The organism is Pyxidicoccus fallax, assembly GCF_012933655.1.
Lineage (GTDB): Bacteria > Myxococcota > Myxococcia > Myxococcales > Myxococcaceae > Myxococcus > Myxococcus fallax.
Genome location: NZ_JABBJJ010000041.1, coordinates 1 through 26,264 on the forward strand (window position 1 = coordinate 1; position 26,264 = coordinate 26,264).

General features: G+C 70.6%; 23 protein-coding genes. 4 read left to right on the forward strand and 19 right to left on the reverse strand.

Features of this window, described 5'->3' with window-relative positions:
* The 14 genes from HG543_RS11640 to mraZ all read right to left on the reverse strand — a co-directional run.
* Positions 1-706, reverse strand: a 706-nt coding sequence (locus HG543_RS11640; RefSeq protein ID WP_169344792.1) for a D-alanine--D-alanine ligase, incomplete at its 3' end; no start/stop codon positions are given.
* Positions 703-1,638 (reverse strand): UDP-N-acetylmuramate dehydrogenase, encoded by a 936-nt coding sequence (gene murB / locus HG543_RS11645; protein WP_169344793.1) that lies wholly within the window; start codon positions 1,636-1,638, stop codon positions 703-705. The genes murB and HG543_RS11640, both read right to left, overlap by 4 nt.
* A gap of 4 nt (positions 1,639-1,642) precedes the next feature.
* Complete coding sequence (murC, locus tag HG543_RS11650; RefSeq protein ID WP_169344794.1) at positions 1,643-3,061, reverse strand: UDP-N-acetylmuramate--L-alanine ligase; 1,419 nt, start codon at positions 3,059-3,061, stop codon at positions 1,643-1,645.
* Positions 3,058-4,203: an undecaprenyldiphospho-muramoylpentapeptide beta-N-acetylglucosaminyltransferase gene (gene murG / locus HG543_RS11655; protein WP_169344795.1), complete on the reverse strand. Its 1,146-nt coding sequence runs from the start codon at positions 4,201-4,203 to the stop codon at positions 3,058-3,060. Before murG ends, murC begins: the two co-directional genes overlap by 4 nt.
* Entirely contained in the window at positions 4,200-5,378 is a 1,179-nt protein-coding gene (gene ftsW / locus HG543_RS11660) for a putative lipid II flippase FtsW (protein WP_169344796.1), read from the reverse strand. The genes murG and ftsW overlap by 4 nt, the downstream gene beginning before the upstream one ends.
* A 5-nt stretch (positions 5,379-5,383) precedes the next feature.
* Positions 5,384-6,751 (reverse strand): UDP-N-acetylmuramoyl-L-alanine--D-glutamate ligase, encoded by a 1,368-nt coding sequence (gene murD / locus HG543_RS11665; RefSeq protein ID WP_169344797.1) that lies wholly within the window; start codon positions 6,749-6,751, stop codon positions 5,384-5,386.
* A 22-nt stretch (positions 6,752-6,773) separates the two neighbouring features.
* On the reverse strand, positions 6,774-7,955 hold the full coding sequence (mraY, locus tag HG543_RS11670) for a phospho-N-acetylmuramoyl-pentapeptide-transferase (RefSeq protein WP_169344798.1): 1,182 nt from the start codon (positions 7,953-7,955) through the stop codon (positions 6,774-6,776).
* The gene (locus HG543_RS11675; protein ID WP_169344799.1) at positions 7,955-9,355 is read right to left on the reverse strand and encodes a UDP-N-acetylmuramoyl-tripeptide--D-alanyl-D-alanine ligase; all 1,401 of its coding nucleotides are present in this window, start codon (positions 9,353-9,355) and stop codon (positions 7,955-7,957) included. The genes mraY and HG543_RS11675 overlap by 1 nt, the downstream gene beginning before the upstream one ends.
* A 51-nt stretch (positions 9,356-9,406) precedes the next feature.
* Complete coding sequence (locus HG543_RS11680) at positions 9,407-10,927, reverse strand: UDP-N-acetylmuramoyl-L-alanyl-D-glutamate--2,6-diaminopimelate ligase (RefSeq protein ID WP_169344800.1); 1,521 nt, start codon at positions 10,925-10,927, stop codon at positions 9,407-9,409.
* 51 nt (positions 10,928-10,978) lie between these two features.
* Entirely contained in the window at positions 10,979-13,000 is a 2,022-nt protein-coding gene (locus tag HG543_RS11685; RefSeq protein ID WP_169344801.1) for a penicillin-binding transpeptidase domain-containing protein, read from the reverse strand.
* The gene (gene ftsL, locus HG543_RS11690; RefSeq protein WP_169344802.1) at positions 12,997-13,413 is read right to left on the reverse strand and encodes a cell division protein FtsL; all 417 of its coding nucleotides are present in this window, start codon (positions 13,411-13,413) and stop codon (positions 12,997-12,999) included. Before ftsL ends, HG543_RS11685 begins: the two co-directional genes overlap by 4 nt.
* A complete protein-coding gene (gene rsmH / locus HG543_RS11695; RefSeq protein WP_169344803.1) occupies positions 13,410-14,324 on the reverse strand; it encodes a 16S rRNA (cytosine(1402)-N(4))-methyltransferase RsmH in 915 nt (304 codons plus the stop codon). The genes ftsL and rsmH overlap by 4 nt, the downstream gene beginning before the upstream one ends.
* 6 nt (positions 14,325-14,330) lie before the next feature.
* Entirely contained in the window at positions 14,331-14,717 is a 387-nt protein-coding gene (locus tag HG543_RS11700) for an STAS domain-containing protein (RefSeq protein ID WP_169344804.1), read from the reverse strand.
* 49 nt (positions 14,718-14,766) lie between these two features.
* Entirely contained in the window at positions 14,767-15,216 is a 450-nt protein-coding gene (mraZ, locus tag HG543_RS11705) for a division/cell wall cluster transcriptional repressor MraZ (protein ID WP_169344805.1), read from the reverse strand.
* A gap of 298 nt (positions 15,217-15,514) precedes the next feature.
* On the opposite strand from mraZ, the gene HG543_RS11710 reads away from it, so the two are divergent.
* Entirely contained in the window at positions 15,515-16,222 is a 708-nt protein-coding gene (locus HG543_RS11710; RefSeq protein WP_169344806.1) for a PilZ domain-containing protein, read from the forward strand.
* Between the two features lie 3 nt (positions 16,223-16,225).
* Here HG543_RS11710 and HG543_RS11715 read toward each other — a convergent pair whose 3' ends face one another.
* The 3 genes from HG543_RS11715 to HG543_RS11725 all read right to left on the reverse strand — a co-directional run bounded on the left by HG543_RS11715 (position 16,226) and on the right by HG543_RS11725 (position 19,936).
* Complete coding sequence (locus tag HG543_RS11715) at positions 16,226-18,031, reverse strand: acyl-CoA dehydrogenase FadE (protein WP_169344807.1); 1,806 nt, start codon at positions 18,029-18,031, stop codon at positions 16,226-16,228.
* A gap of 157 nt (positions 18,032-18,188) precedes the next feature.
* On the reverse strand, positions 18,189-19,088 hold the full coding sequence (locus HG543_RS11720; protein ID WP_169344808.1) for a type VI immunity family protein: 900 nt from the start codon (positions 19,086-19,088) through the stop codon (positions 18,189-18,191).
* Entirely contained in the window at positions 19,088-19,936 is an 849-nt protein-coding gene (locus tag HG543_RS11725; protein ID WP_169344809.1) for a hypothetical protein, read from the reverse strand. Before HG543_RS11725 ends, HG543_RS11720 begins: the two co-directional genes overlap by 1 nt.
* A 105-nt stretch (positions 19,937-20,041) precedes the next feature.
* Between HG543_RS11725 and HG543_RS11730 the strand changes: the two genes are divergently transcribed.
* Complete coding sequence (locus tag HG543_RS11730; protein ID WP_169344810.1) at positions 20,042-21,412, forward strand: tetratricopeptide repeat protein; 1,371 nt, start codon at positions 20,042-20,044, stop codon at positions 21,410-21,412.
* Between the two features lie 9 nt (positions 21,413-21,421).
* On the opposite strand, the gene HG543_RS11735 is transcribed toward HG543_RS11730, so the two are convergent.
* Together HG543_RS11735 and HG543_RS11740 are read right to left on the reverse strand one after the other, a co-directional pair.
* On the reverse strand, positions 21,422-22,270 hold the full coding sequence (locus HG543_RS11735; RefSeq protein ID WP_343073329.1) for a hypothetical protein: 849 nt from the start codon (positions 22,268-22,270) through the stop codon (positions 21,422-21,424).
* Between the two features lie 68 nt (positions 22,271-22,338).
* Complete coding sequence (locus HG543_RS11740) at positions 22,339-23,262, reverse strand: phosphatase domain-containing protein (RefSeq protein ID WP_343073330.1); 924 nt, start codon at positions 23,260-23,262, stop codon at positions 22,339-22,341.
* A gap of 188 nt (positions 23,263-23,450) precedes the next feature.
* Here HG543_RS11740 and HG543_RS11745 point away from each other — a divergent pair, with 188 nt between their 5' ends.
* A complete protein-coding gene (locus tag HG543_RS11745) occupies positions 23,451-25,949 on the forward strand; it encodes a protein kinase domain-containing protein (protein ID WP_169344813.1) in 2,499 nt (832 codons plus the stop codon).
* A gap of 88 nt (positions 25,950-26,037) precedes the next feature.
* A complete protein-coding gene (locus tag HG543_RS11750; protein ID WP_169344814.1) occupies positions 26,038-26,253 on the forward strand; it encodes a hypothetical protein in 216 nt (71 codons plus the stop codon).
* Positions 26,254-26,264 lie beyond the last annotated feature (11 nt).

Consider the following 26,264-nt stretch of genomic DNA (forward strand, 5'->3'; position numbering starts at 1 on the left):
CGGGGAAGAGGTACTGCGTGCCGGAGCCGGACTTGTACTTGGCCTCGTAGTCGTAGAACTCGCGCGCGGCGCGGACCTCGATGACGCCGAGGGCCTCATCGTCCAGCACTCCACCCTGCACTTCGCGTCCCTTGACGAACTGCTCCACCAGGAGGAAGCCGGCGTACTTCGCGGCGTCCTTGACGGCGGCCTCGTAGTCCTCGCGCGTCTTGCAGATGTGCACGCCCACGCTGCTGCCCTCGCGGCTGGGCTTCACCACCACCGGGAAGGGGAACGGCAGCGAGCCGGCTTCCGCCAGCGCGGACGCCGCGTCCTTGAAGGCCCGGTAGGCCGGCGTGGGAATGCCGTGCGCGACGAAGACCTGCTTGGCGTACACCTTGTCCATGCCCAGCGCGGACGCGAGCACGCCGCTGCCGGTGTAGGGGATGAAGAGGGACTCCAGGAGCCCCTGGAGGCAGCCGTCCTCGCCGTAGCGGCCATGCACGGCGAGCCACGCCACCTCCACCTTCTCCGCGGCCAGGCGCGCGGGCAGGTCCTTGCCCACGTCGATGTCCACCACGTCATAGCCCTTGGAGCGCAGGGCCTCGGCCACGGCGGCGCCGGTGCGCAGGGACACCTCGCGCTCGGCGGACAGGCCGCCGTACAGCACACCCACGCGCTTCTTCTTGAGCTCGTCCGGGGTGAAGGCGCTGCGAATCGTGGTCATGGCAGGAAGTCTCCGACGCGCTTGACTTCGGGTTTCATCTCGACGCCGGTCTCCTCGCGCACCCGCTGCTGCATGAGGGTGACGAGGCCCAGCACGTCGCGGGCGGTGGCGCCGCCCAGGTTCACAATCCAGTTGGCGTGCAGCGTGGACACCTGCGCGCGGCCCAACGTATGCCCCTTGAGGCCCACGGCTTCAATCAGCCTGCCGGCGTGGTCGCCCGGCGGGTTGGTGAAGACACTGCCGAAGTTGGGCTGGCTCAGGGGCTGTGTGCGCTTGCGGTAGCCGAGGTCCGCGTCCATGGCCGCCTTGGAGGCCACCACGTCCCCCTTGCGCAGATGGAAGCGCACCCGCGTGACGACGCCGCCCGGCGGCAGCTCCGAGTGCCGGTAGGCGTGCGGCACCTGCGCCTTCGTCAGCCACCCCACCCCGTCCGCGGTGGCCACCTCCACCGCTTCGATGACGCGGAAGGCCTCGCCATTCTTGGTGCCGGCGTTCATCGCCACCGCGCCGCCCAGCGTGCCAGGGATGCCCGCGAGGAACTCGGCGCCCACCAGCCCGTTGCCTCGCATGAGGTTGACGAGCCGGACGATGGCCGAGCCCGCGCCCAGCGTGAGGCGGCCCTCCTCCGGGCCCATGTCGGCCACTTCCGGGAAGAGGTCCGACGGCAGCTTCACGGTGAAGCCGGGAACGCCGCCGTCGCCCACCAGGGTGTTGGCGCCGCCGCCGAGGACGGTGACGGGGATGCCCTCGTCGCGCGCCAGCTTCAGCAGGGCCACCAATGCATCCGGCGAGCGCGGGCGGATGAGGGCCTCCGCGGCACCGCCCACCCGGACGCTGGTGAGCGGGGCCAGGGGTTCGCCCGCCTTCACCTCGCAGCCGGACAGCCGCTCCACGCGCTCGGCCAGCGCCGTCCTCACGCCCGCTTCCACCATGGCGCTAGCCCTTCGAAAGGGACGTGGTGCCCAACTGCTGGAGCAGGTCCGGCCCCACCTGGGTGATGTCGCCCGCGCCCAGCGTGAGCACGAGGTCGCCCTCGCGCAGCCGGGGCAGCAGCGCCGCCGGCAGGTCCGTGCGCTTCTCCACGAAGGTGACGTCGCGGTGGCCGTGCGCGCGGATGGCGTCCGCGAGCGCGTCGCCGGTGGCGCCCGGAATCTTCTCCTCGCCCGCCGCGTAGACGCTGGTGACGAAGAGCAGGTCCGCGTCGTTGAAGGCGGTGGCGAACTCCTTCATCAGGTCATGCGTGCGCGTGTAGCGGTGCGGCTGGAAGGCCACCACCACGCGCCGGCCGAAGGCGCGCCGGGCGCCGGCCAGCGTGGCCATGACCTCCGTGGGGTGGTGCCCGTAGTCGTCCACCACGGTGATACCCTGCGCCTCGCCCTTCACGGTGAAGCGCCGCTGCACGCCGCCGAACTCGGCCAGCGCGCCGCGCACCGTCTCCAGCGGGATGTCCATCTCCTCCGCCACGGCGATGACGGCCAGCGCGTTGAAGGCGTTGTGCGCGCCCACCATGCGCACGCGGAACTCGCCCAGGGGCTCGTCCCGGCGGAAGGCGTTGAAGGTGGTGGTGAAGCCGTCCAGCTGGATGTTCTCCAGCCGGTAGTCCGCCATGTGCGAGCTGCCGTAGGTGACGTAGCGCTTCTCGATGCGCGGCAGCAGCGCCTGGACGTTGGGGTTGTCCAGGCAGAGGACGTTGAGGCCGTAGAAGGGCACCCGGTTGCAGAACTCCACGAAGGCGGACTGGAGCGACTCCAGCGTGCCGTAGTGGTCCATGTGCTCCGGGTCGATGTTGGTGACGATGGAGATGGACGGGTGCAGCTTGAGGAAGCTGCCGTCGCTCTCGTCGGCCTCCACCACCATCAGCTCGCTCTTGCCCAGCTTGGCGTTGGAGTCGAGCACGTTCACCTTGCCGCCCACCACCGCCGTGGGGTCCAGCCCCGCGGCGCTCAGCACGGTGGTCGCCATGGACGTCGTCGTCGTCTTGCCGTGGCTGCCCGCCACCGCGACGGAGTACTTCAGGCGCATCAGCTCCGCGAGCATCTCCGCGCGGGGGATGACGGGAATCTTCCGCTGGCGCGCGGTGACGACCTCGGGGTTGTCCTTGCGCACCGCGGACGAGATGACCACCACGTCCGCCTGCACGAGGTTCTGCGCCTTGTGGCCCTCGAAGATGGTGGCGCCCATGCGCGCCAGGCGCTTCGTGATTTCGCTCTCCTTCAAGTCGGAGCCGGACACCCGGTAGCCCAGGTTGAGCAGCACCTCGGCGATGCCGCTCATGCCGATGCCGCCGATGCCCACGAAGTGCACCTGCGCGGCGTGGCGCGTCTTGAAGAGGCTGGGGGGCTTGTTCTTCGTCACGAGTGGCTCCTCGGCGCCTTCTTCGCCTCGCTGGGGGCGCGCTCACGCCCGTTGGGACCCCACTGCTGCACCATCAGGTCCACGCACACGTCGGCCAGCTCCTTCGCGGCCTCGGGGCGCCCCAGCAGGCCCGCCTTCTTCTCCATGCTCTTGAGCCGCGAGGGCTCGCCCTTGAGCTGGCGGATGGTCTCCGCCAGCTTCTGCCCGGTCAGCTCCGCCTCGCGGAACATCAGCGCCGCGCCCGCGTCGACGAGGGCGCGCGCGTTGACCTCCTGGTGGTTGTCCGTGGCGTGCGGGAAGGGAATGAGGATGCTGGCCTTCTTGCACACCGTCAGCTCCGCCAGCGTGGTGGCGCCCGCGCGACACACCACGAGGTCCGCCCGGGCGTAGGCGCTGGACATGTCGTCGATGAACTCCACCACGTCCGCCTGGAAGCCCTTCTCCGCGTAGCCCTTGCGCACCTGCTCCAGGTCGTTCTTCCCCGTCTGGTGGACGAAGTGCAGCCCGTCCTTCAAATCACCGAGGGAATCCAGCGCCTCAATCATCCGCTGGTTGATGCCGCGCGCGCCCAGGCTGCCGCCGAAGACGAGCAGCGAGAAGCGCTCGTGCGCCACGTGGCTGCGCAGGTAGTTGTCCATCAGCTTGCGGCGGATGGGGTTGCCAATCATCTGCACCTTCTTCTCGGGGAAGAAGCGGCGCGCCTCGTCGAAGGCGATGAAGACGACGCGCACCACGCGGCCCAGCACCTTGTTGGTGAGGCCCGGCAGCGCGTTCTGCTCCTGGATGGCGGTGGGGATGCCCATCAGCCACGCGGCCAGCACCACCGGCCCGCTGGCGTAGCCGCCCACGCCCACCACCACGTCCGGCTTCTGCCGGGCGAGGATGCGGAAGGACTCGATGAAGGCCAGTGGCAGCGCGAAGAGCGCCTTGAGGAAGGCGATGAAGCTCTTGCCCTTGAGGCCCTGGACCTTCACCAGCTCCAGCGGGTAGCCCTCCTTCGGCACCACGCGCGCCTCCAGGCCGCGCTCCGTGCCCACGAAGACCACCTCGTTGCCGTGGTGGCGCGTCGTCACCTCCTCCGCCAGGGCGATGCCCGGGAAGAGGTGGCCACCGGTGCCGCCGCCCGCGATGAGGACCTTCACGCCGTCACCTCCCGCATGTCCGTGCCCGCGCGCGCGGGGCGAGTGGCCGGCTGGGTGTTCGCGCTCAGCGACAGCAGCACCCCCGCCGCGCCCATCAGCACCACCAGCGACGTGCCTCCGTAGGAAACGAAGGGCAGCGTCAGTCCCTTGGTGGGCAGCAACCCCATGGCCACGCACATGTTCACCGTGGCCTGGAAGGCGATGATGGAGGTGATGCCCAGCCCCAGGTAGGTGCCGAACGTCTCACCCGCCGCCAGGCTCGCCCTCACCCCGCGCCACAGCACCACGCCGTAAAGCACCACCAGCAGTCCCACGCCCACCAATCCCGTCTCCTCGGCGAGGATGGAGAAGATGAAGTCGGTGTGGGCCTCCGGCAGGAAGAAGAGCTTCTGCCGCCCGTCCCCCAGCCCCAGCCCCGACACGCCGCCCGAGCCGATGGACATGAGCGACTCGGCCACCTGGTAGCCCACGTCGTGCCGGTGCGCCCACGGGTCCATGAACGCGAGGATGCGCTTCATGCGGTAGGGGCTGGAGGCGATGGCCACGTACGCCAGCGGCAGCGCCAGCAGCACCGAGCCCACGAGGTAGCTCAGCTTCGCCCCGGCCGCGAAGAGCAGCACGAAGAGCATGAACACCAGGAGCACGCTGCTGCCGAAGTCCGGCTGGAGCATGCACAGGCCGACGAGCAGGCCACACAGCGCGAGGTGCGGCACGAAGCCCACGGAGAAGGTGGCCACCTTCTCGCGCTTCTTCGCCAGCGAGTAGGACAGGTAGACGACCCAGGCGAACTTCGCCACCTCGGCCGGCTGCAGGCCGAAGCCCGGCAGGCGAATCCACCGGCGCGCGCCGCCCGCCGCGTGGCCGATGCCGGGAATGGCCACCAGCACCAGCAGGACGATGGCCGTCAGCAGCAGCGGGTACGCCCAGCGCGCCAGCTTGCGCCAGCCCACCTTCATGGCCACGGCCATGGCGACGAGCCCCATGCCGGCCGCGGCGAGCTGCCGCTTGAAGAAGTACAGGCTGTCACCCAGCTTGTCCTGCGCCAGCACCGCGCTGGCCGAGTACACCATCACCAGTCCGAGCGTCACGAGCCCGAACACGGCGCACAGCAGCAGCGGGTCGAACCGCACGGGAGCCGCGGACGCGGACGCGGGAGCGGGAGGAGAGGTCTTCATGGCCGTCAGAGCGCCCCGACGAGGCGCTTGAACGTGTCGCCCCGGTCCTCGAAGTTCTTGAACTGGTCATACGACGCGCACGCGGGCGACAGCAGCACCGTGTCCCCCGCCCGCGCCAGCTCGCGAGCCTTCGCCACCGCCGCGGCCAGCGTGCCGCACGCATGCACCGGCGCCTGGCCCGCGTACGACTTGGCGAGCGTGTCCGCGTCCTGGCCGATGGTGAGCACGCCCTTCACCTTGCCCCGCCCCTCGTCCACCATGGGCGCGTACGGCGCGCCCTTGCCCTTGCCGCCGGCAATCAGCCACAGGTCGCCCTTGAAGGCCCGCAGCGCCACCAGCACCGAATCCACGTTGGTGGCCTTGGAGTCGTTCACCCACTCCACGCCATCCAGCACGCGCACGCTCTCCAGCCGGTGCGGCAGACCGGGGTAGCTGTCCAGCCCCGCCTGCACCGCGTCCGCGGCCACACCGCCCAGCCGCGCCAGCAGCGCCGCCGCCATGGCGTTCTGCGCGTTGTGCGCCCCGCGCAGCGCGCGGTTGTTCAGCCGGTAGCGCTCGCCCAGGAAGTCCAGCCGGAAGCCGCCCTCCTCCGCGACGGCCAGGCCCGCCAGCTTCGGCGCGTCCACCACCGGCCGCCCGCTGACGCTGAAGCCGTACACGGGCGCCTTCGCCTCGCGCGCGAGGCCCATCACGTCCGCGTCCTCCGCGTTCACCACCGCGAAGTCCGTGCCCTGCTGGTTCTGGAAGATTCGCGCCTTGGCCGCGCCGTACTCGGCGTGGCTCGCGTAGCGGTCCAGGTGGTCCGGCGTGAGGTTGAGGATGACGGCGCCGCGGGGCCGCAGGGTGCGGATGCCCTCGAGCTGGAAGCTGGACAGCTCCACCACCAGCGCGTCCCAGTCCTTCGGGGCCATGGCGGCCTCGGAGAAGGGCCGGCCCAGGTTGCCGCCCACGAAGGTGCGCCGGCCGCCGCGGATGAAGAGCTCACCGGTGAGCGCCGTGGTGGTGCTCTTCCCGTTGGTGCCGGTGATGCCGAACAGCGGCACGTCGGAGACGCAACGCCAGGCCAACTCCACCTCGCCCCAGACGGCGACGCCCGCCGAGCGCGCGGCCTGGATTTCTGGCAGCGCCAGCGGCACGCCGGGGCTCACCACCACCAAATCCTGCGACGCCAGCAGCCCCGGAGGCGTGGGACCGGTGACGAGCGTGGCGCCCAGCGCCTTCACCTCGCGGCCCACCTCCCCCAGCGCCTCCTCGGTGCGGGCGTCCAGCGCCGTCACCTGCGCGCCGTGCTGGCGCAGCAGGCGAAGCGCCGCCACGCCGCTCTTCGCGAGCCCGAACACCAGCACCTTCTGACCGGACAGCGCCAACGACATGGCGGGAGCCCCCTTGCGGCCTTCAGCGCAGCTTGAGCGACAGGAGCGCCACGCCACCACAGAGGATGGAGACGATCCAGAAACGGACGATGATCTTCGGCTCGGCCAGCCCCTTCAGCTCGAAGTGGTGGTGCACCGGCGCCATCTTGAAGACGCGCTTGCCCGTCATCTTGAAGGAGGCCACCTGAATCATCACGCTCAGCGCCTCCGCGAAGAAGATGCCGTGGATGATGGCGGACACCACCTCGTTCTTGGACAGCACCGCCAGCCCACCCAGCGCGCCCCCCAGCGCCAGCGAGCCGATGTCGCCCATGAACACGGAGGCCGGGTAGGTGTTGAACCAGAGGAAGGAGATGCCCGCGCCGACAATCGCCGCGCAGAAGACGGCCAGCTCCGCGCCGCCGGGCACCTGGAGGATGCCGAGGTACTGGTACAGCGGCGTGGCCACCAGCTCCCGCGCGCCGCCGCCCACCGTCTCGTAGTCCGCGATGCTCAGCGTGGTGCCCGCCACGTAGCAGAGCACCGCGAAGGTGATGGAGGACACGATGGTGGGGACGATGGCGAGGCCGTCCAGGCCGTCCGTGAGGTTGACGGCGTTGGACGTGCCGACGATGACGATCCACGCGAAGAGGACGTAGAACCAGCCCAGGTCCGGGTTGAACCAGCGCGTGGGGATGAAGGGCAGCGTCAGCTTCGTGTTGATGAGCAGCGTGGGCCCGAAGGAGCCGTCCGGCTGCGTCCACGTGGTGAGCAGGCCGAACACGGCGATGACGAAGAAGAGCGTCTGCAGCGCCATCTTCTTGCGCCCGGCCAGGCCCTTGGAGTTGCGCTTGGACAGCTTCAGCCAGTCGTCCAGGAAGCCGATGAAGCCGTAGCCGAAGGTGAGCAGCAGCATCACCCACACGCCGCGGCTCTTCAGGTCCGCGAACAAGAGCGTGCCGGCGCCAATGCAGATGAGGATGAGCGAGCCGCCCATGGTGGGCGTGCCCTTCTTCTTCTGGTGCGTGTCCGGCGTGTCCTCGCGGACGTTGCTCTGGCCGTGCTGCTTCAGCCGCAGGCGCGCGATGAGCCGCGGGCCGATGAGCATGCCGAGCAGCAGCGCGAAGACACCCGCGGCGATGATGCGGAAGGTGGGGTAGCGCAGGAAGTTGAGGACGCGCCCGGCTTCCGAGTTCTGGATGAGCTCGTACAGGAGGTACAGCACTAGTGGTTTCCTCCAGGCGTGGCCGTGCCCGTCAGGGCCGCCACCACCCGCTCCAGCCGCATGCCGCGGCTGGCCTTCACCAGCACCACGTCACCCGGGCGCAACTGGGGCGACAGCCAGGCCACCAGCGGCTCCACCTCGGTGAAATGGGCGGCGGAATCTCCCATGGAAGCGGCCTCCCACCCCTTCACGGAGCGGGGACCGAAGAAGGCCGCCAGCTTCGCGTGGCCAGGCACGTGCGCGCCCAGCCGCGCGTGCTCCTCCAGCTCACCGGGGCCCAGCTCCAACATGTCCCCCAGCACCACCACGGGCCGGCCGCCCTGGGGCACCAGCGTGGCCAGCGTCGCCAGCGCCGCGTCCATGGAGGCGGGGTTCGCGTTGTAGCAGTCGTCCACCACCGTCACGCCGCCCTTGCCGTCCAGCACATTGAGGCGGCGCGAGTACGGCCGCGCCTGCTCCAGGCCGCGCACGCACTCCTCGGGGGAGTAGCCCAGGGCCAGCGCCAGCGCGAAGGCCGCGGTGGCGTTCTGCGCGTTGTGCGGACCGATGAAGTGCAGCCGCACCGGCCAGTCGCGGCCCGCGTGGCGCACCGTGGCCACCATGCCGTCGCGGCCCTTGGTCTCCACGCCGACGAGGCGCACGTCCGCGCCCTCGGCCCGGCCGAACGTCAGCCGCTTCGCCCGGCTGCGCGCCGCCTGCGCGGGGATGAGCGGGTCGTCCACGTTCACCACCACCGTGGCGTCCGGGCCCAGCTCGCGGAACATCTCCCCTTCCGCCTCGGCCACGCCCTCGAGGCTGCCCAGGCCCTCCAGGTGCTCGGGCTGCACCACGGTGATGACCCCGGCGGCCGGCCGCACCACGCGGGTGAGCCGCTCGATTTCACCGGGGCGGTTCATGCCCACCTCGATGACGGCGGCCACGTGGGTGGAGTCCAGCCGGAACAGCGTCAGCGGGACGCCCACCTCGTTGTTGAGGTTGCCCTCCGTCTTCAGCGCGGGGCCGCGCGTGGCGAGGATGGCGCCCACCATCTCCTTGGTGGTCGTCTTCCCGTTGGAGCCGCCCACCGCGCACACCGGAATGGTGAAGCGCATGCGGTGGTGCCGGCCCAGGCCGCCCAGCGCAGCCAGGGTGTCCTCCACCTCGTAGAGGGGGAAGCCGTCGGGCAGCGCGGGCAGCGTGCGGCCGCGCGCCACCACCGCGCCGGCCGCCCCACCCTTCGCCGCCGCGTCCACGAAGGCGTGCGCGTCGAAGCGCTCGCCCACGAGCGCCACGAAGAGGCACCCCGGAGTGAGCGCCCGCGTGTCGGTGCAGACCGCCGTGAAGGTGGCCGGGGCCGGGCCACCGCGCCGGGTGGCCCCGGTCGCCTGCACCACCTCATCGTCGTTGAATCGGGCTGTCATCGGGGTGAAGGGTATGGAGGGCGCGGCCGGGCCGGGCCGCGCCCGGGTGTGTCAGGGGGTACGGTTCGCCAGCGCCTTGGCGGCCACCTGGCGGTCGTCGAAGTTGTGCTTCTCCTTGCCCACCTGCTGGTACGTCTCGTGGCCCTTGCCGGCGATGAGGACGACGTCGTCCGCGCTCGCCAGGCTGATGGCCAGCTCAATCGCGGCGCGGCGGTCCGCGTCCACGAGGTAGCCCTTCTCACCGGACTTGGCCTTGCCCGCGGAGATGCGGCGCAGGCCGCCCTTCTCCAGGCCCGGCGTGACCTCGGAGATGATGCTGTCCGGGTCCTCGGTGCGGGGGTTGTCGCTGGTGACGATGGCCAGGTCCGCGGCCTCGGCCGCCACCGCGCCCATCAGCGGACGCTTGCCCTTGTCGCGGTCTCCACCGCAGCCGAAGACGGTGATGACGCGGCCCTTGGCCAGCGCGCGCGCGGCCTCCAGCGCGCGCTTGAGCGCGTCGTCGGTGTGCGCGTAGTCCACCAGCACCGCGGGCGCGCCGCCCGGGCCGTAGTTCTCCACGCGCTCCATGCGGCCGGCCACCGGCGTCATGCGCTCGATGCCCTCCTGCACGTCGCGCCGGGCGAAGCCCGCGCCCAGGCCGATGCCCGCCGCCAGGAGGATGTTCTCCAGGTTGTGGGGGCCCAGGAGCTTGCTCTTCAGGGGGATGTCACCCGCGGGCGTCTTCAGCGTGCCCTTGATGCCGTTGAGCGTGAAGCTCACGTCGGCGGCGGAGATCTCCCCGTTGCCCAGGCGGCTGAACTTCCACGCCATGCGCTTCTGGCCGCGCAGCTCGTTGTAGATGCGGCTGGCGTAGGTGTCGTCGCCGTTGACCACGGCCACGCCGGTGGCGGACAGGTTCTCCGCGAAGAGCTTGCGCTTCGCCTGGAAGTACTCCTCCATGTCCTTGTGGTAGTCGAGGTGGTCGCGGCTCAGGTTGGCGAAGCCCGCGGCCTTGAAGGTGAGCCCGTGCACGCGCTCCTGCGCGAGCGCGTGGCTGGACACCTCCATCACCACCGTCTCCACGCCCGCGTCCACCATCTCCCGGAAGATGCGGTGCAGCTCCAGCGCATCCGGGGTGGTGTTGGCCGTCTCCACCGTCTTGCCGGCGTACTTGTAGCCCAGCGTGCCGATGACGCCCGTGGAGGCGTAGGCAGCCGTGCTCATGGCCTCCAAGAGGTAGGTCGTCGTGGTCTTCCCGTTCGTCCCGGTGACTCCCAGCAGCGTGAGCTGGTCGGCGGGACGGCCGTAGAAGTTGGCGGCGATGAGGGCCAGCGCCTTGCGCGCGTTGCCCACCTTGAAGAAGGGCACCTGCGAGGACGGCACCGGCTTCTCGGAAACCACCGCCACGGCACCGCGGGACACGGCCTCACCGATGAACTGGGCCCCATCCTCCTTCGTACCAGGAACGGCGACGAAGAGGTCCCCCGGCTTCACGCGCCGCGAGTCCTGCGTCACACCGGTGACGTCAACCGCGGAACGGCCGCCCGAGGTCTGCTCGGCACCACATCCTGCGAGGACATCCGTCAGCTTCATCTCTTCCCCTTCACACGTCTTGCAAGCGCGGGGCCTGGAGCGAGCGCGGCCTCATTGCCGCGTCGCGAGCTCCAGCGTCACCCGGGCCCCCTTCTCCACCAGTGAGCCGGCGGCGGGGGTTTGAGACACCACTCGTCCACTGCCCATTACTTGTGGCTCGAGGGCCGCGGCGAGCAGCTTCACCACGGCCTCCCGTCCGACCTGCCCCTGGACGTCCGGAACCCGGACGGTGCCGGGCTCCGGAGTCTCCGTCACCGCTTCCGCCAGCGCCGGCCGGGCGGGCACGGCGGCCTTGGCGGCCACCGGCTTCGCCGCGCCGGGCGCGGGGGACACGGCGGCCACGGCCACCTCGGGTGCCACCGTCCGGGACGGGGGCACGGCCAGGTGGGCCATGGCGGCGGTCGCAATCTCCTTGAAAGCAGGGGCAGCCACGAGCCCCCCGTATACGTCCGTCTTGGGTTCGTCCACTACGACGAGAATGACGGCGCGAGGTGACTCGGCTGGCACCATGCCAGCGAAGGAGGCGATTCGCTTGTCCGAGTACCCTCGCGCCACCGGGTCTGCCTTCTGCGCCGTGCCCGTCTTGCCCGCCACCCGGTAGTCCTCCATGGCGGCCCGGGGCGCGGTTCCTTCCTTGGTCACCACGCTTTCGAGCATACCCACCACCTGCCGGGCCACCTTCGCGGACACCGCCCGGCGAATCTCCGTGGGACGGTTTTCCAGCAGCACTACCCCATCCGGGTCCACCACCTTCGACACGAGGTAGGGCCGCATGAGCACGCCATCGTTCGCCAGCGCACCATAGGCGGCCGCAATCTGCACCGCCGTGGCCGTCAGGCCCTGGCCGAAGGACTGGGTGGCCAGGGCCACCTCCGCCTTCGGGAAGGGGATGACGCCGCGCCCCTCGCCCGGCAGCGCGAGGCCGGTGCGCTCGGCGAAGCCGAAGGCATGATAGCCCCCCACCAGCTTCTCGCGCCCCATCTGCTGGGCAATCTTGGCCATGCAGATGTTGGACGACACCTGGAGGATGCCGCGCGGGGCGAGCCAGCCGTACTGGTGGGTGTCGTTGATGGTGTGGCGGCCCACCGGCCAGGCGCCGTTCTCGCAGAAGAAGACGCTGTCGGGGGTAATCGCCCCCTGGTCCATGGCGGCGGCCACCACGAAGGGCTTCATCGTGGAGCCGGGCTCGAAGGTGTCCAGCGCGGCGCGGTTGCGCATGGCCGTGCGGCTGCTGGACTCGGGGGTGTTGGGGTTGAAGCGCGGGTGGTTGGCGATGGCCAGGATTTCGCCCGTCTTCGGGTCCAGCACCACCACCATGCCGGCCACGGCCTTGGCGTCCTCCACCGCCTTGGCCAGCGCCTTCTCCGTCACGTACTGGAGGTGCCGGTCGATGGTGAGCGTCACCGCGGCGCCCTGGCGCTCCAGCGGGTCCAGGGTGCCCTGCACCAGCAGCTTGCGGCCCTTGGCGTCGCGGAAGCCGGACATGCGCGAGTTCTGCCCGGACAGCTCGTCCTGGAAGGCCAGCTCCAGCCCCTCCAGGCCGCGCCCGTCCAGGCCCACCGTGCCCACCACGTGCGCGCCCAGCTCGCGCTGCGGGTAGAAGCGCTTGGGCTCCTTGCTGAAGCCGAAGCCCGGCAGGCCCAGCGCCTTCACCGCGGCCACCTCCTGCGGCTTCGCCTGGCGCTTCACCCACGCGAAGCGCTTGGCCCGGCCCAGGCGCGCGGCCAGCTCGTCCGCGTCCAGCTTCAGCGCCTTGGCCAGCTGGCGCGACGCGGCGCGCACGTCCGGCAGCATGGAGGGGTCCACCCAGATGGAGTCCACCTCCACGCTCTGGGCCAGCGGCGTGCCGCGCCGGTCGAAGATGTCGCCGCGGCGGGCGGGGATTTCAATCTGGCGGACGTACTGGTCCTGCGCCAGGCCGCGCAGCTTCTCCTGCTCGAAGACCTGCAGCTGCACCGCACGGCCGAAGGCGACGCCCAGAAGCGTCAGGAAGAGACCGAACAGCAGCTGCACGCGCAGCTTCAGCCACTTCGCGTTGGGCTCGGGAGCCCGCGTCGCCTTGAAGTCCCTCACCGCGCCGCCCCCGCCGCGTCACGGCCCGCCACGCGCACCGCGGGCCGGGCCACGTCCGCCTGGGCGCTGGGGCGGGACGGCTTCTCCGCCGCCACGGACACCACGGCGCCGCCCTTGGGCATGGCCATGCCGAGCTGCTCGCGCGCCACGCGCTCCAGCCGCGCCGGGGCCTTGAGGGTGGCCAGCTCCAGCTTCAGCCGGTCGTTCTCCCGCGTGAGGGTGCGGCTCTCCGCCTCCTCGCGCGACAGGCGGTAGCCCATGTCCACCACCAGTACGCGGCTGGTGACGTGGAGGATGCCCACCGCCGCGAAGAGGGCGAAGAAGAGGACCGCGGGCAAGAGGTGCAGCAGCACGCCCGCCACGGAGACCGAGCCACGATTCGGGGAGGACCTGCCAATCGAGGACTTGCTCATCGGAGCTTCTCCACCACGCGCAGGTGCGCGCTGCGAGAGCGGGGGTTGGCCGCCACCTCTTCCTCCGAGGCGGCCACGGCCTTCTTCGTCACCAGGGCGAAGCTGCCCGAGTAGCCACAGGCGCACACCGGCAGCCCCGGCGGGCACGTGCAGCGGCCCACGAGGTCCCGGAAGGCCTCCTTCACCTTCCGGTCCTCCAGCGAGTGGAAGGCGATGACGCCGGCGCGCCCGCCCACCTTGAGCAACTGGGGGATGGCGGCCAGGAGCGCGTCCAGCGCCTCCAGCTCGCGGTTGACGGCCATGCGCAGCGCCTGGAAGGTACGGGTGGCCACGTGGATGCGGTTGGGCCACGCCTTGCGCGGCACCGCCCGCTTCACGACTTCCGCGGCCTCCAGCGTGTGCGTGGGCAGCGCCTTCTTCAGCTCGCGGGCGATGGGGCGCGCGAAGGGCTCCTCGCCATACTCCTTGAGGATGTGGGCCAGCTCGCGCTCATCCATGGAGGCGATGAGCTCCGCGGCGGTGGGGCCGTCCACGCCCATGCGCATGTCCAGCGGGCCCTCCTTGGCGAAGGAGAAGCCGCGCTCGGCCACGTCCAGCTGCGGGGAGGAGACGCCCAGGTCCACCAGCACGCCGTCCACCGGGAGCACGTCCGCGGCCACGCGGAGCAGGTCCTCGAAGTTGCCCTGCCGGGCCTGGAAGCGCGGGTTGCCGCCCAGACGGGTGGTGGCCGCGGCGAGCGCCACCGGGTCGCGGTCCACGCCCACCACGGTGGCGCCCCGGGCGAGGAGCGCCTCCGTGTGGCCACCGCCGCCCAGTGTGCCGTCGATGATCACCTTCCCCACTCCCGGTTGGAGCAAGTCCACTGCTTCCCGCAGGAGGACGGTCTGGTGCTGGAAGTCCAGGGCCGCCACGGGCCGTCAGACGAAGGGAGCCCGCGAGAGCGCGAAGGCCGCCCGGGCGTCATTCATGTGGGGGTAGATTTCGAACGCGTCGTGCGCGCCGGCCGCGCGGAAGATGGCGGCCAGGTACGGCGACAGGCCGGACAGCTTCAAGTCCCCACCGGTGCGGCGGAAGGCCTCCGCGCGCGCCATGAGCGGCTTGACGCCCCGGTAGTTCAGGTGCCCCACGTCCGCGAAGTCCAGCACCACCTGGCGCAGGCCGCGCTGCATCTTCAGGGTGAGCTCCTCACAGAGCTGGAGCAGGTCCTGCTCGCTCAGCTCACCCTCGAGCATGAGCGTCTCCACGCGCTCGGTTCCCACCGCCGCGCCCACCGCCCGCCGCCGCACCTCCAGAACCTGGTTCATACGCTCTCCACCCTCTCGGGACTTCCGAGTCCTGTCGACTTTCCGTCCGCTACTGGCGCAGCTCCGCGAGCACCTTCATGACATCCGCCGAGGTCGCCTCCTGGCGGGCCTCCTCCTGCGCCTTCGCCCAGCCCTCCCGGCTCCACAGCTCGATGACCTTCACCATCCCCGCCCACACCACGTCCTTCTCCAGTCCCGCGTAGGAGCGCAGCGAGGGTGGGATGAGCAGGCGCCCCAGCTTGTCCAGCGGGCACTCCTGCGCGCTGGCCACGTACAGGCGCATCAGCGTCTTCACCCCTGGCTCCATCGGGTTGCGCTTCGCCAGCGAGGCCTCCAGCGCCTCCCACTCCCGCACCGGGTACGCGTGGAGGCACCTGTCCAGCGCCGTCGTGAGGATGAGCCTCTCGTCGTAGGCGCCCACCAGCGTGTCCCGAAGCTTCGCCGGGAGGCTCGTCCGCCCCTTCGCGTCGATCTGGTGCTCATAGACGCCTCGGAACACGCGGGACGATCCACCTTTTCAACCCGCCAGGGGACTAACCTCCACTCCTTCCCACTCCTTGCCACTACGCGCGGCATACATACGCGTCCCCCTGGGGGGGGTCAAGAAACCGCAACAGGTTGAAACAACGGTTCGTTGGCGCCCGACATCTGGCCCCTGGCACCGCGCTGCCGTGGCCCGAGTCCCGCAAGCCCCGCCACACCTGCGAGGTCCGGTGTTTGGCGCGGTGCGCCGCCCTACCTGTGGAGAGGGGCCGAACTTGAGTTCCGCCCGGGGACAGGCGCAGAGTGTCGGTTGCGTGAACACGAACGTTCGACTGAAGGTGGCCTACAAGACCCCGCAGTCATTGGTGGGGGAGTACACGCGCAGCGTCGGGCAGGGGGGCGTCACGCTGGAGACGCGCCGCAGCCTTCCGCTGGGTACTCGCTTCACCTTCGAGCTGCACGCGGGGGGCGTGCCCAGGCCCGTGGAGGTGCTGGGCGAGGTGGTGCAGGTGGAGCCGCGCGAGGCGCAGCGCTTCCTGCTCACCGTGCGCTACGGCGTGGGCGAGGACCGCACCGCGCTGGACGCGATGCTCCAGCGCATCTACTCCGCGCAGGAGCACGACGGGCTGCGCCGCTTCCCGCGGCTGCCCCTGCACCTGCGCGCGGTGGAGGCGGCGCCCTTCTCCCCCACTTTCCTGGTGCGAGACATCTCCCGCGGCGGGGTGGGCCTGGAGGTGCAGGCCCCGGCGCTGCCCCGCCATGTCCGCGTGGGCACGCCCTTCCTCCTGGAGATGGACCTCAAGGAAGGGCCGCTGATGCTGCACGGCGAGGTGGTGTGGACGTCCTCGGTGCCGCGCAAGCACTCGGAGACGGTGACGCCGGGCTTCGGCGCCACCTTCGGGCGGCTCCGTCCGGAGATGCAGAAGCGCCTGGAGGCGCTGCTCTCCCTGGCGTCGCTGCCCCCCGCGCCCTGGAAGGCGCGGGTGAGCTTCGGCATGGACGCCGTGACGCGGATGCCCTGAGCCCTACTCCTGCGACAGCGGGTAGCCGTTGGCCTGCTCCAGGGCCTTCACCACCGTCTCGCGCAGCTCGGCGGGGTTGTACGGGGTGAAGACGTCCAGCGTGGCCAGGCGCTTCAGCTCCTTGTCGAGCGCGTCCCCCTGGAGGGTGGCGCACAGCGCGCGGCGCGTCCTGTCGTAGGCGCGGGGGACGGCGTCCAGCGCGTAGAGCTGCGTGAGGGCCACGCGCACCGGGTCCAGCTTCCCCTGGCTCGCGGCCTGGCGGGTGCGCGTCACCATGGAGTCCAGGGCGAAGGCGTCCATCACCACGTCGGACAGCGCGGCGAGCACCTCCTGGTGCTTCTCCAGGTCCGTGCCGAACGTCTCCGCGGCCACGCGCAGGCCGTGCAGCGCGAGCCGCTTGGCGGACTCGGCGGCGACCTCCTGCGGGGCCAGCGCGTCCTCGCCGCGCGCGCGGGGCCGCTCGCCGCGGGACAGCTCCTCGGCCACGTTGCCGGCCATGGCGAACAGCGGCAGGTCGCCCTTCACCGCGCGCTTGAGGAGCATGCCGGCGATGAGCATGCGGTTGATTTCGTTGGTGCCCTCGAAGATGCGGTTGATGCGCGCGTCGCGGTACGCGCGCTCCACCGGATACTCCTCGATGTAGCCGGCGCCGCCGTGGAGCTGCACGGCGTCGTCGACGAGCGCGTTGAGCGACTCGGAGCCGTGCACCTTCATGATGGACGACTCGATGGCGTACTCCTCGACGGCGGCGAGCAGGTTCGCCTCGTAGTCCGGAGCGGACTTGTCACGCCCGAAGAGGCGCCCGTCCACGAGGCCCGCGGTGCGGTACGTCATGCTCTCCACCGCGTGGATGAGCGCGGCCATGCGGGCCAGCTTCTCGCGCGACAGGGGGAATTGGACGATGGGGGTGCCGAACTGCTTGCGCTCCTGGGTGAAGTGCAGCGCGTTCTGCAGCTGGAGCTTCATGCCGCCCAGCACGCCCGCGCCCAGCTTCAGGCGGCCGTAGTTGAGGATGTTGAAGGCAATCTTGTGGCCCTTGCCGATTTCGCCGAGCAGGTTCTCCGCCGGCACGCGCGCGTCCTCGAAATAGAGGGGGCACGTGGACGAGCCGCGGATGCCCATCTTGTGCTCCTCCGGGCCCACGGTGAGGCCCGGGGTGTCCTTCTCCACGATGAAGCCGGTGAACTTGTCGCCGTCCACCTTGGCGAAGACGACGAACACGTCCGCGAAGGCGGCGTTGGTGATGTAGAGCTTGGAGCCGTTGAGAATCCAGTGCTTGCCGTCCGGCGAGCGCACCGCCTTCGTCTTCGCGCCGAGCGCGTCGCTGCCACTGCCCTGCTCCGTGAGGGCGTAGGCGGCCACCCACTCGCCGGTGGCGAGCTTGGGGAGGTACTTCTCCTTCTGGGCCGCGTTGCCGAACCAGACGATGGGCAGCGTGCCGATGCCGGTGTGCGCGCCGAACGTCACGGACCAGGAGCCGTTGAGGCTCATGGCCTCGGCGAGCAGCAGGGACGTCGTCTTGTCGAGTCCGGTGCCGCCGTAGGCCTCGGGGATGTCCACGCTGAGCAGGCCCAGCTCACCGGCCTGACGGAGGAGGTCGCGCAGGAGGGCGTTGTCCTTGGCTTCGATGCGCTCGGCCTGGGGGAGCACCTTCTCGCGGGAGAACTGGAGCGCCGTCTTGAAGAAGAGGCGCTGGTCCTCGGCGAGTGTCTCCGGGGTGACGATGCGAGTGGCGCCAACCTCCTGGAAGAGGAACGCGCCGCCAGCGGGAATCTCCTTCGACTGGGCGGGCTCGAGTACAGCGGCCATCAACGACCTCCAGGTTCGCGGAAGGGAGCGTCCCTTCAGCGGGCGGGCAGGCGCCCGCGCGGGGGAGCAATCTAGGGTTGGGTGTGTCAGGGAGGTAGTAGCAATCGGGGCGGGCGGCTTCAAAGGAGAAGGCCCGGCCGGGCAGCGGGCATGACGCTCAGTCGAGGAAGCGGCGCTCCCAGCGGCGCATGTCCTCGGGGCTCATGCGGCCGAGCGGTCTGCCGCGACGGTAGAGATGGGGTTCGAGGACCCGGGCGAGCGCACGGTGCAGGGGCAGCGTCTCGCCTGCTTCCACGTCCCCCGGGTTCGGCGCGTCGCCGAGCGTGACGAGCACGCGGTCCCCGCTGAGTTCCTGGATGGAGATGCCGGGGAGGGAGAGGCGCTCGCGAAGGGCGGAGACTCCACCGAGCTGGCCGAGCACGGGCGGGCCGAGGAAGTTCATCCAGTGGACGCCGTCGACGTGGGTGTCCATGTGGATGTCGGGGCCTTCCCATGCCAGATGAACTCCGTGATAACGCCTGCGGACGAGGTCAACGCCCTCGTCGGCTCGGTCCACCTCAACGAGCCCCAGGTCGACATATCCCGAGTTGATAGGCAGTCCTTCCGCGACGTCGAGGGCCAGCTCACGCACCCGACTGGGGCCATGCTCCTCCAGGAACTCGGTCGGCAACCGCAAATACAACCCGCTGACGTCATGCTCCCGTCCGGGCCAAGGAGAAGGAATCGGCAGCCCTCGGTATTCGACGTAGAGCCCCCCAGCGCATTCGGGCGTTCCCGCGAACCGGGGATAGAACCCCTCGTCAGGGCCGAACATCTCCTTCCTGATGTTCTCCCATGCACTGTCATCTAGCGAGTGGGTCTGGGCATCGTGATCGATGTACCAATCCAGGGTCAGAGGGCGAATTCGTTCACGGAACTTCTCGAGCGACCTCATGACGGCCGGCGCAATCTGCTTGTGGGGGAACTGCATGTAGAAGCAGATGAGCACTGCATCGCTTGCAGCCTGCGCACGAAGCACGCTGGAGTACCGCAACCTGGGATATTGCATGACTCTCATCACCGCTTGGGCCTCTCCACTCCGTCTCTGGGAGAGACAATCCTGGGTCTGACGTGGAGCGCCGCCAGATAGAGTTCGTCCTGTCTGTCGCCTGTCCAGCGGCCACTTCTATAGATGCTCCAGCCTGCTGGATTGCTATCGGGGCACGGGAACTTCATGTCGTACACGTGGATGATGACGCCCTCGCCATCCATGAGGACAATGTCCGGCGCGATGCTGCCCTCCAGGGCAATCACGCCCAAGTTCGACACGAGCTGGTCTTCCGTCTTCTTGTCCAGGTACTCCCACTGCCCCGTCCGCTCGTTGAACTGGAAGCGAGGCTCCAGCAGGTAGCGCCCCGGCAGCAGCTTCCCCAAGGCCGCGTGGAGGCACGGCTTGACCACTTTGTGCTTGTGGCGCCCCAGGAACATGGCCCACGTCTGCCCTGGCATCGTGAGCTGCCTGCATTGCTCCGCCGTAGGGCTCCGGCCACCGAAGAAGGCGTCACGGGCCTCCTGCTCCGCCCCGCGCACACACCGCCAGATGGCCTTCTCGACCGTCGCGTGCAGGTCCGCGGCCAGTTCCACGCCCCGTTGCTCGGCGGAGTTGAACCTGGGTTGCAGCGCGACAGCCACCGCCGTGCCAGCGGCAGCGCCCTGCATCAGCTTCCGCTTCACCTCCTCCGACACACCCGATTCGCCGGGGTTGGGCGTCCCCGTGCACTTCTCCCACTGGCCCGGGTTCTTCTTGAGACAACATTCCACCGTGAGGTCCCGGGGGCCACACTGAAGGTCCGCCTCATTCAACGCGGACTCCGCCAGGCACCCGCACTGGAGCAGGACCAGGAGCAACAGCAACCGAGCGGCCACGTGTCTCTCGCCTGGGCTCATCGAGTCAAAGGTAACATCGCCGCGTGGAACGCCTGGTCCTGATGAAGTCCACGCCCCCTGAATCGCGAGAGCGGTGAGGCCCCAGTGAGCAACGACCCCATCCGCAGCGAACCGGCGACGCCGGAGGTGGAGCCATCATCAGGTCCACAGCGGCGCCGCACCCGACGACAGCTCCTGCTCTGGGCCCTGGGGCTCACGCCCATCCTCGCGGGAGGTGGCCTCACCACCTTCCGGTGGAAGCGCAAGGCGGAGGAGGAGGCCCGGGCCGCGCCACTCACCCAGGCCGCCGCCTACTACCTGTTCGCGAACCATCCCGAGGCGGGGATTCATATCGAGAAGGCGCTGCGCGAATCGAGCACCTACGCGCCAGCCCTCCTGCTGCGCGCCTGCGCCGAACTGGAAGCCGGCAACGAAGCCGCGGCGCGGAGCACCCTCGCGCATACCTCCCTGCGCGACACTCCGGAGGCGAAGCTGCTGCTCGAGCTCGCCACGCGACGCCCGGACTCGCCGAGCGTGCGGCAGGCCTTCTTCGATGCCTGGAAGGCGCTCGGACATCCCGACTTCACGAAGAGCGCCCTGCTCCCCGAACCGCTGGAGCAGGACATCCTGCTCGCCGATCCGGAAGCCAGCTACGAGCGGGCCAACGAGGCCCAGCGCTTCGCCCTGAATGTGCTCACGCTGGACAGCTGCCATAAGAAGTGCCTCTTCGAAATCGATGGGCAGTTCATGAAGACCACCTCGGTGCCCCTGCTCGTGAGCAGCCACGAGCAGGTCAACCGTGGGTCGGAGTGGAACCTCCGGGAGCTCATGCTGCCTTCCGTGCTCTACCGGCTCCGGGAGCTCACCGGCCCCTCGCCGCGGAGCCTCCAGGTCGCGCTGCTGTTCTTCTTCCATGCACTGGACGAGCGGCGGCCCTCGGCCCTCTTCAACCGGGGCGACCTGGCCACGCTCGAGAAGCTCCTCTCGATTCCGGAGTGGAAGCCGGTCTCCAACGAGCAGCACTTCCGCGAGATGCGCGCCCTCTTCGACGGCCTGCTGGACGCCCCCGGCCACCACGCGTGGCGGATGGTCTTCCTGGCGCAGGGGCCGTCACTGGGCATGAAGCTCGTGCGACGCGCGCAGGCCAGCAAGGACCAGCTGACCGACGACGAGCAGCAGTGGCTGGGACGGCTGCTCTGGGAGTATGGCAAGCGCGTCAGCCAGGAGCGCTCCCACGTGGAGCTGGACCTGGGCATCCGGCTCCAGAGGGTCGGCTCCGAGCTGTCGAGGCACGTTCCGGACAAGGAAGAGGTCGTGGACCGTTGGATGGAGCTGGTCTCCTGGGAGCAGGCCATGGCGCGCGCGGGCTGCTACCGCTGGCCGCTGCCGTCGCTCCAGGAGGATTTCTACGCGGCCCGGGCTCGCGACGAGGACTCGTGGATGAAGGCCTTCGCGGGCGTGGGCACGCTCCCCTGACCGCCCGCCTCAGCCCCCGTCCCTCGCTCCCCGGGGCGTCGGGAAGACGAAGCACAGCTCGTCGAACCATGGCTCGCCCGGCGCCGAGTACGTGCCACTGAGCGCCCGCGCCGCCTGGGCCACCTCGGTGCCGAACGACGGCACGAGGCACAGGTCCTCCGACGTCTTGAAGCGCCCCTTGAGCAGCCCCAGCCCGCGGCGCAGCGTGGCGAGGTCCTGCCGTCCTCCGCGCACCGGAACCGACGGGCCATTCGGGTCCGGCCCCGGCAGCTTGCCCACGCTGGTGGTCAGCTCGAAACCATCCGCGCGCATGATGATGCGCAGCTTGCCGGGCGCCACCTCCTCGAGCCACGCGCGGAAGCCCGCCTCGTCACGCAGCACCAGCGGGTACGCCACCGGCGCGTCCGGGTGCTTCAACCACACCTTCTCCGCCGAGTCCCGCAACACCACCAGCAGCTCGGACACCTGCACCAGGAACGTGTCCGCGTCCGGCACCAGCAGCACCTCGCGCCCCTTCACCCGCTCCGCCAGGCGCGCCGCCTCCGCCGAACGCGTGGCCTCGAAGGACTCCTGCCCCAGCCGCACCCGCTCCCCCGCCAGCTCCAGGCGGAGGGCCTCCTTGGGAAGCTCCTCGCCGAACACCAGCGCCGTTTCCACCTCGGGCGGCTCGGCCTCGGCCACCGCGCCCGCGTCCCGGGGCGCTGCGCCCCCGCCCGACGCGAGCGACGGCAGCGGCTCGGGCTTCAGGGATTGGAGCGGCTCGGCCGGCTTCTCCTCGCGACAGCCCGTCAGCACCACGAGGAGCACGGCGACGAGCCCGCGCGCCGCGAGCCCTCCCGCGCGGAGGCCCCGAGCCACCGGCCACATCCACCGGGCGCCAGCGTCCAGCCGCGATGCCCCGGGGACCCTCCTCCGAGCGCGCCCGCTCACGGCGCTGTCTGCCCCGCCGTGGCCGCGGGTGCAGGCTTCGCGAACGCGGTGGCCACGCAGGCCGCGTCCGCCAGCCCCTGGGCCGCGGCGTGCGCCGCCGCGTCACCCGAGTCCTTGAACAGCACCATGCCCTCGAAGCGGGTCTTGTCCTCCGTGCGCCCCGCGTCGCGGATGTAGATGGCCTTCACGCGTCCGGGGAACTCGTCGCGAATCTGCGCGTACACCTCCGGGTCCTTCTCCCCCGAGTCCCCCACCAGCACCACCGGCTGGGAGAACTGATGGAGCAGGCGGCGGATGGCGGGCTGCTTGTAGCCGGACAGCGTCCCCGGGCCGAGGTCCCGCAGGTACAGCCCGAAGCCCGCAGGGAAGCCGTGGCGGTCCAGGAACGTGCGGATGCGCGACAGGTACTGGATGGGCGACCCGCTCACCAGCGCGAACGCCGGCGACGCGGGCTTGCGCAGGCACCCGTAGAACGCCGCCATGCCCGGCACCACCGCCTGCGTGTCCCCGTCCTTCAGCAGCGCCGACTCCACCAGCTTCACGGGGTTCGTCACGTTCGTCACCGCCACCGTGTCGTCGAAGTCCGACACCACCAGCAGCGGCGCCGTGTCCGGGATGACCTCCACCGGCGCGCGCGCCGAGGCGCCCTGCACCTTCGCCTCCGCCTCCGCCGTCCCCTGCGGGAAGCGCTGGCCCTCGGGCGGACGCAGGTTCACCTCGAAGTTGCCGTCGTGGCCGCTCTTCACCTTCGCCACCACGCCCTGGAAGGACACCTCCACCGAGGCCCCCTCCCAGTTGGCCGCCGTCAGCCTCCGGACATTGCGGGTCAGCGCCGAGCTGCCTCCGGAAGGGGCGTCCTTGAGCACGCGTCCCTGGAGGAGTACGCCCTCCGGCCTTCCCAATGCGGGGGCCAGCAGCACGGCTGGCTCCGCGGACGCGACATGTGTGCAGAGGAGTAGAACGATACCCAAAGGGCGAGCGAGCGCTATCAACGGAATTTTCCTATGGCAGCGGTTAGCATACCCCATGATAGCCTGCCCCACCCCGCGGCGGCAGCGTGGAGGGCCAGGTGCGGCAGCCCGGTACGCGCGAAGGAGCCGGAACGAACGTGCAGCAGCCTTCCGAAGGGCTCCATTTCGGGAAGTACAAGCTGCTCGAGCGCATCGCGACGGGCGGGATGGCGGAGATCTACCGCGCCCGGATGACGGCGGCCGCGGGGGTCACCAAGCCCGTCGTCATCAAGAAAATCCTGCCCGGCTACGCGGACAACAGCGCCTTCGTGTCCATGTTCGTCAACGAGGCGCGCATCGCCGCGGGGCTGAGCCACGGCAACATCGCCCAGGTCTTCGACTTCGGCGAGGTGGACGGGCAGTACTTCATCGCCATGGAGTGGGTGGACGGCCACCCGCTGTCTCGCGTGCTGCGGCGCGCGCGGGAGAAGGGGCTGTACACGCTTCCCCAGCCCCTGGCGCTGCTCATCGCGGTGGAGGTGCTGGAGGGGCTGGCGTACGCGCACACCCGGCTGGATGAGCGCGGGCGGCCGATGCACATCGTCCACCGCGACGTCAGCCCGCAGAACGTGCTCGTCAGCTACGAGGGCCAGGTGAAGCTGGTGGACTTTGGCATCGCCAAGGCCCGGCTGGCCGGCGGCGGCGAGGCGGAGGACACCGACGTGAAGGGCAAGTACGCCTACTTCGCGCCGGAGCAGGCCCGCGGGCGCGAGCTGGACGCGCGCACGGACGTCTTCGCCGCGGGCGTCGTCCTCTACGAGATGCTGTGCGGGCGGCTGCCCTTCGAAGGGCGCATGGAGGACGTGCTGCGCAAGGTCGCCCTGGGCGACTTCCCGCGCCCCCGGGACCTCAACAAGGACATCCCCCCCGCGCTGGAGCGCATCCTCCTCACCGCCCTGGCGGTGGAGCGGGAGCAGCGCTTCCGCTCGTCGGAGGCATTCGCGGAGGCACTCGCCCGCTACCTCCACACGGCCGCTCCGGACGTGTCTCCCCGGGCCCGCGCCCACTTCATGAGCTACCTCTTCGAGGCGGAGCTGGTGGGGGACGGGCGCCCGGTGCTGCTGCCACGCGAGTTCCTGGCGCAGATGGCGCGCTGGACGAACGGCCCCGCGGAGCGGCGCACGCCTCGCGAGCTGCCCGCGCTGCGCGACCTGCCGCCCCCACCTCCCTCCGTGCCCGTCGAAGGCCGCCGCGAGCGCACCACCCAGCCCATTCCCGTGGTGTCCCCCTCCTCCGAGGCGCCCGCCTCGGAGCGCGTCACCACGCAGCCCATCGACCTGCCGCGGGAGCTCACCGCGTCCGAGGACCCGGACCGGGGCACCACGCAGCCCGTGGACCTGCCCCAGGAACTCACCGCGCCCTCCGCGCCACCGCGAAGCGCGCCCCCGCCCATGGCGCCGCCCGCGAACGTCGCCATGCCCGCCGCGCTGGAGCGGGACGTCACCCCGTTCGAGGACCTCGCCGAGCCCTCCGCCCCCGAGGCGCGGGCCCGCCTGCCGCGCCGGGTGATGCTGGGCGCGCCGGTGCTGGTGGCGCTGATGGCCATGGCGGCGATGCTGGTGATGGGCAACACGGGCACCTTCTCCGTGGAGCTGAGCTCCACGCCGCCGGGCGCCACCATCCGCGTGGATGGCCGGCCGCTGCCGTCCCGCACGCCCGCGCTCATCACCCACCTGCCCGCCGACACCGAGCACCTGCTGGAGGTGCACGTGACGGGCATGGTGCCGTGGAGCCAGATGGTGCGCGCCGAGCGCGGCACCACCCTGGCCGTCCATGCCCGTCTGCGCCCGAGGGCGGCGGGGGCCTCGCCGCCGGGCGTGCTCGCGTCGAAGCAGGGCCGGTCACCGCCGCTCCAGGAGGCCGTCATGCCCGCCGGGCGTGTCCTCCTGTCCGCCGTGAGCCACTCCTTCCGCGTCCCCGTCCTGTCCGCCGCGGAGCTGAAGCTGGACCCGTCGCGCACGTACGCGGTGCGCGTGGAGGGACGGGCCTCGGTGGGCGGCCCCGCGCAGGTGGAGCAGGCCGGCTACTACCTGGAGGGCGGCGAGCGGCTGCCGGCGCACGAGTCCTTCGGCCTGCTCGGCGCCGAGGAGCGGCTGGTGCGCAACGCCACGCGCCTCTACGTCTTCCTGGTGGACGCCCGGCGCGACGACAACCAGGGCGCGCTGCAGGTGCGGGTGCGCGAGCGCGACAGCGGCACCGTCACCACCCTGCGGCTCGACGCGCGCGAGCACGCGCTGAAGCTGTCGCGCTCGGACCGCTTCCTCCTGCGCGGGCTGGACCCGGCCACCACCTACGAGGTGGTGCTGCGCGACAGCCCCGAGCCCGCGCGCACGCGCGGCTTCGAAGGAGGGCCCGTGGGCCGGGTGCTCGGCCTCCACGGCACCGGCGAGGGCCCCGATGACGCCGCGGGCGTGCTGGAGCTGCTGGAGGTGGGGCAGCCGGTGCGCCTGAGGGGGGCTTCCTGGCTGCAGCTCGCCTTCCCGGACGACCACCTGGCGGACAACACGGGCACCCTGCTCCTCGAGGTGGCGCCCGTGACGCCGCCCGCTGGCCCGGCCGCTCCGCGCGCACCGAGCCGGCTCATCAACGGCCCCTAGCCGGGCGCTACAGCGGTGCAGCGACCTGTTGCCGAAAAGTTGATCACCCGGGCGCGCCCCCTACCCTGGGGCCCCTGGAGGCATCACCATGAAGAAACTGGTGGCAGTGCTCGTGTTCGGGGTGGCGCTGATGGGGACGTTGGGTGGGTCCGCGCGCGTGGACGCGCAGCCGGGAGTCCGGGAGGAACTGGAGCCGACGCAGGCCCAGGTCGAGGCCGCGCTGGACGCGCGGCAGAAGGAACTGCTCGGCACCCTCCTGAAGAGTCGAGCGGCGGACGCACGTACGGCGGCATTCCACCGGTAATCTCGTAGCGT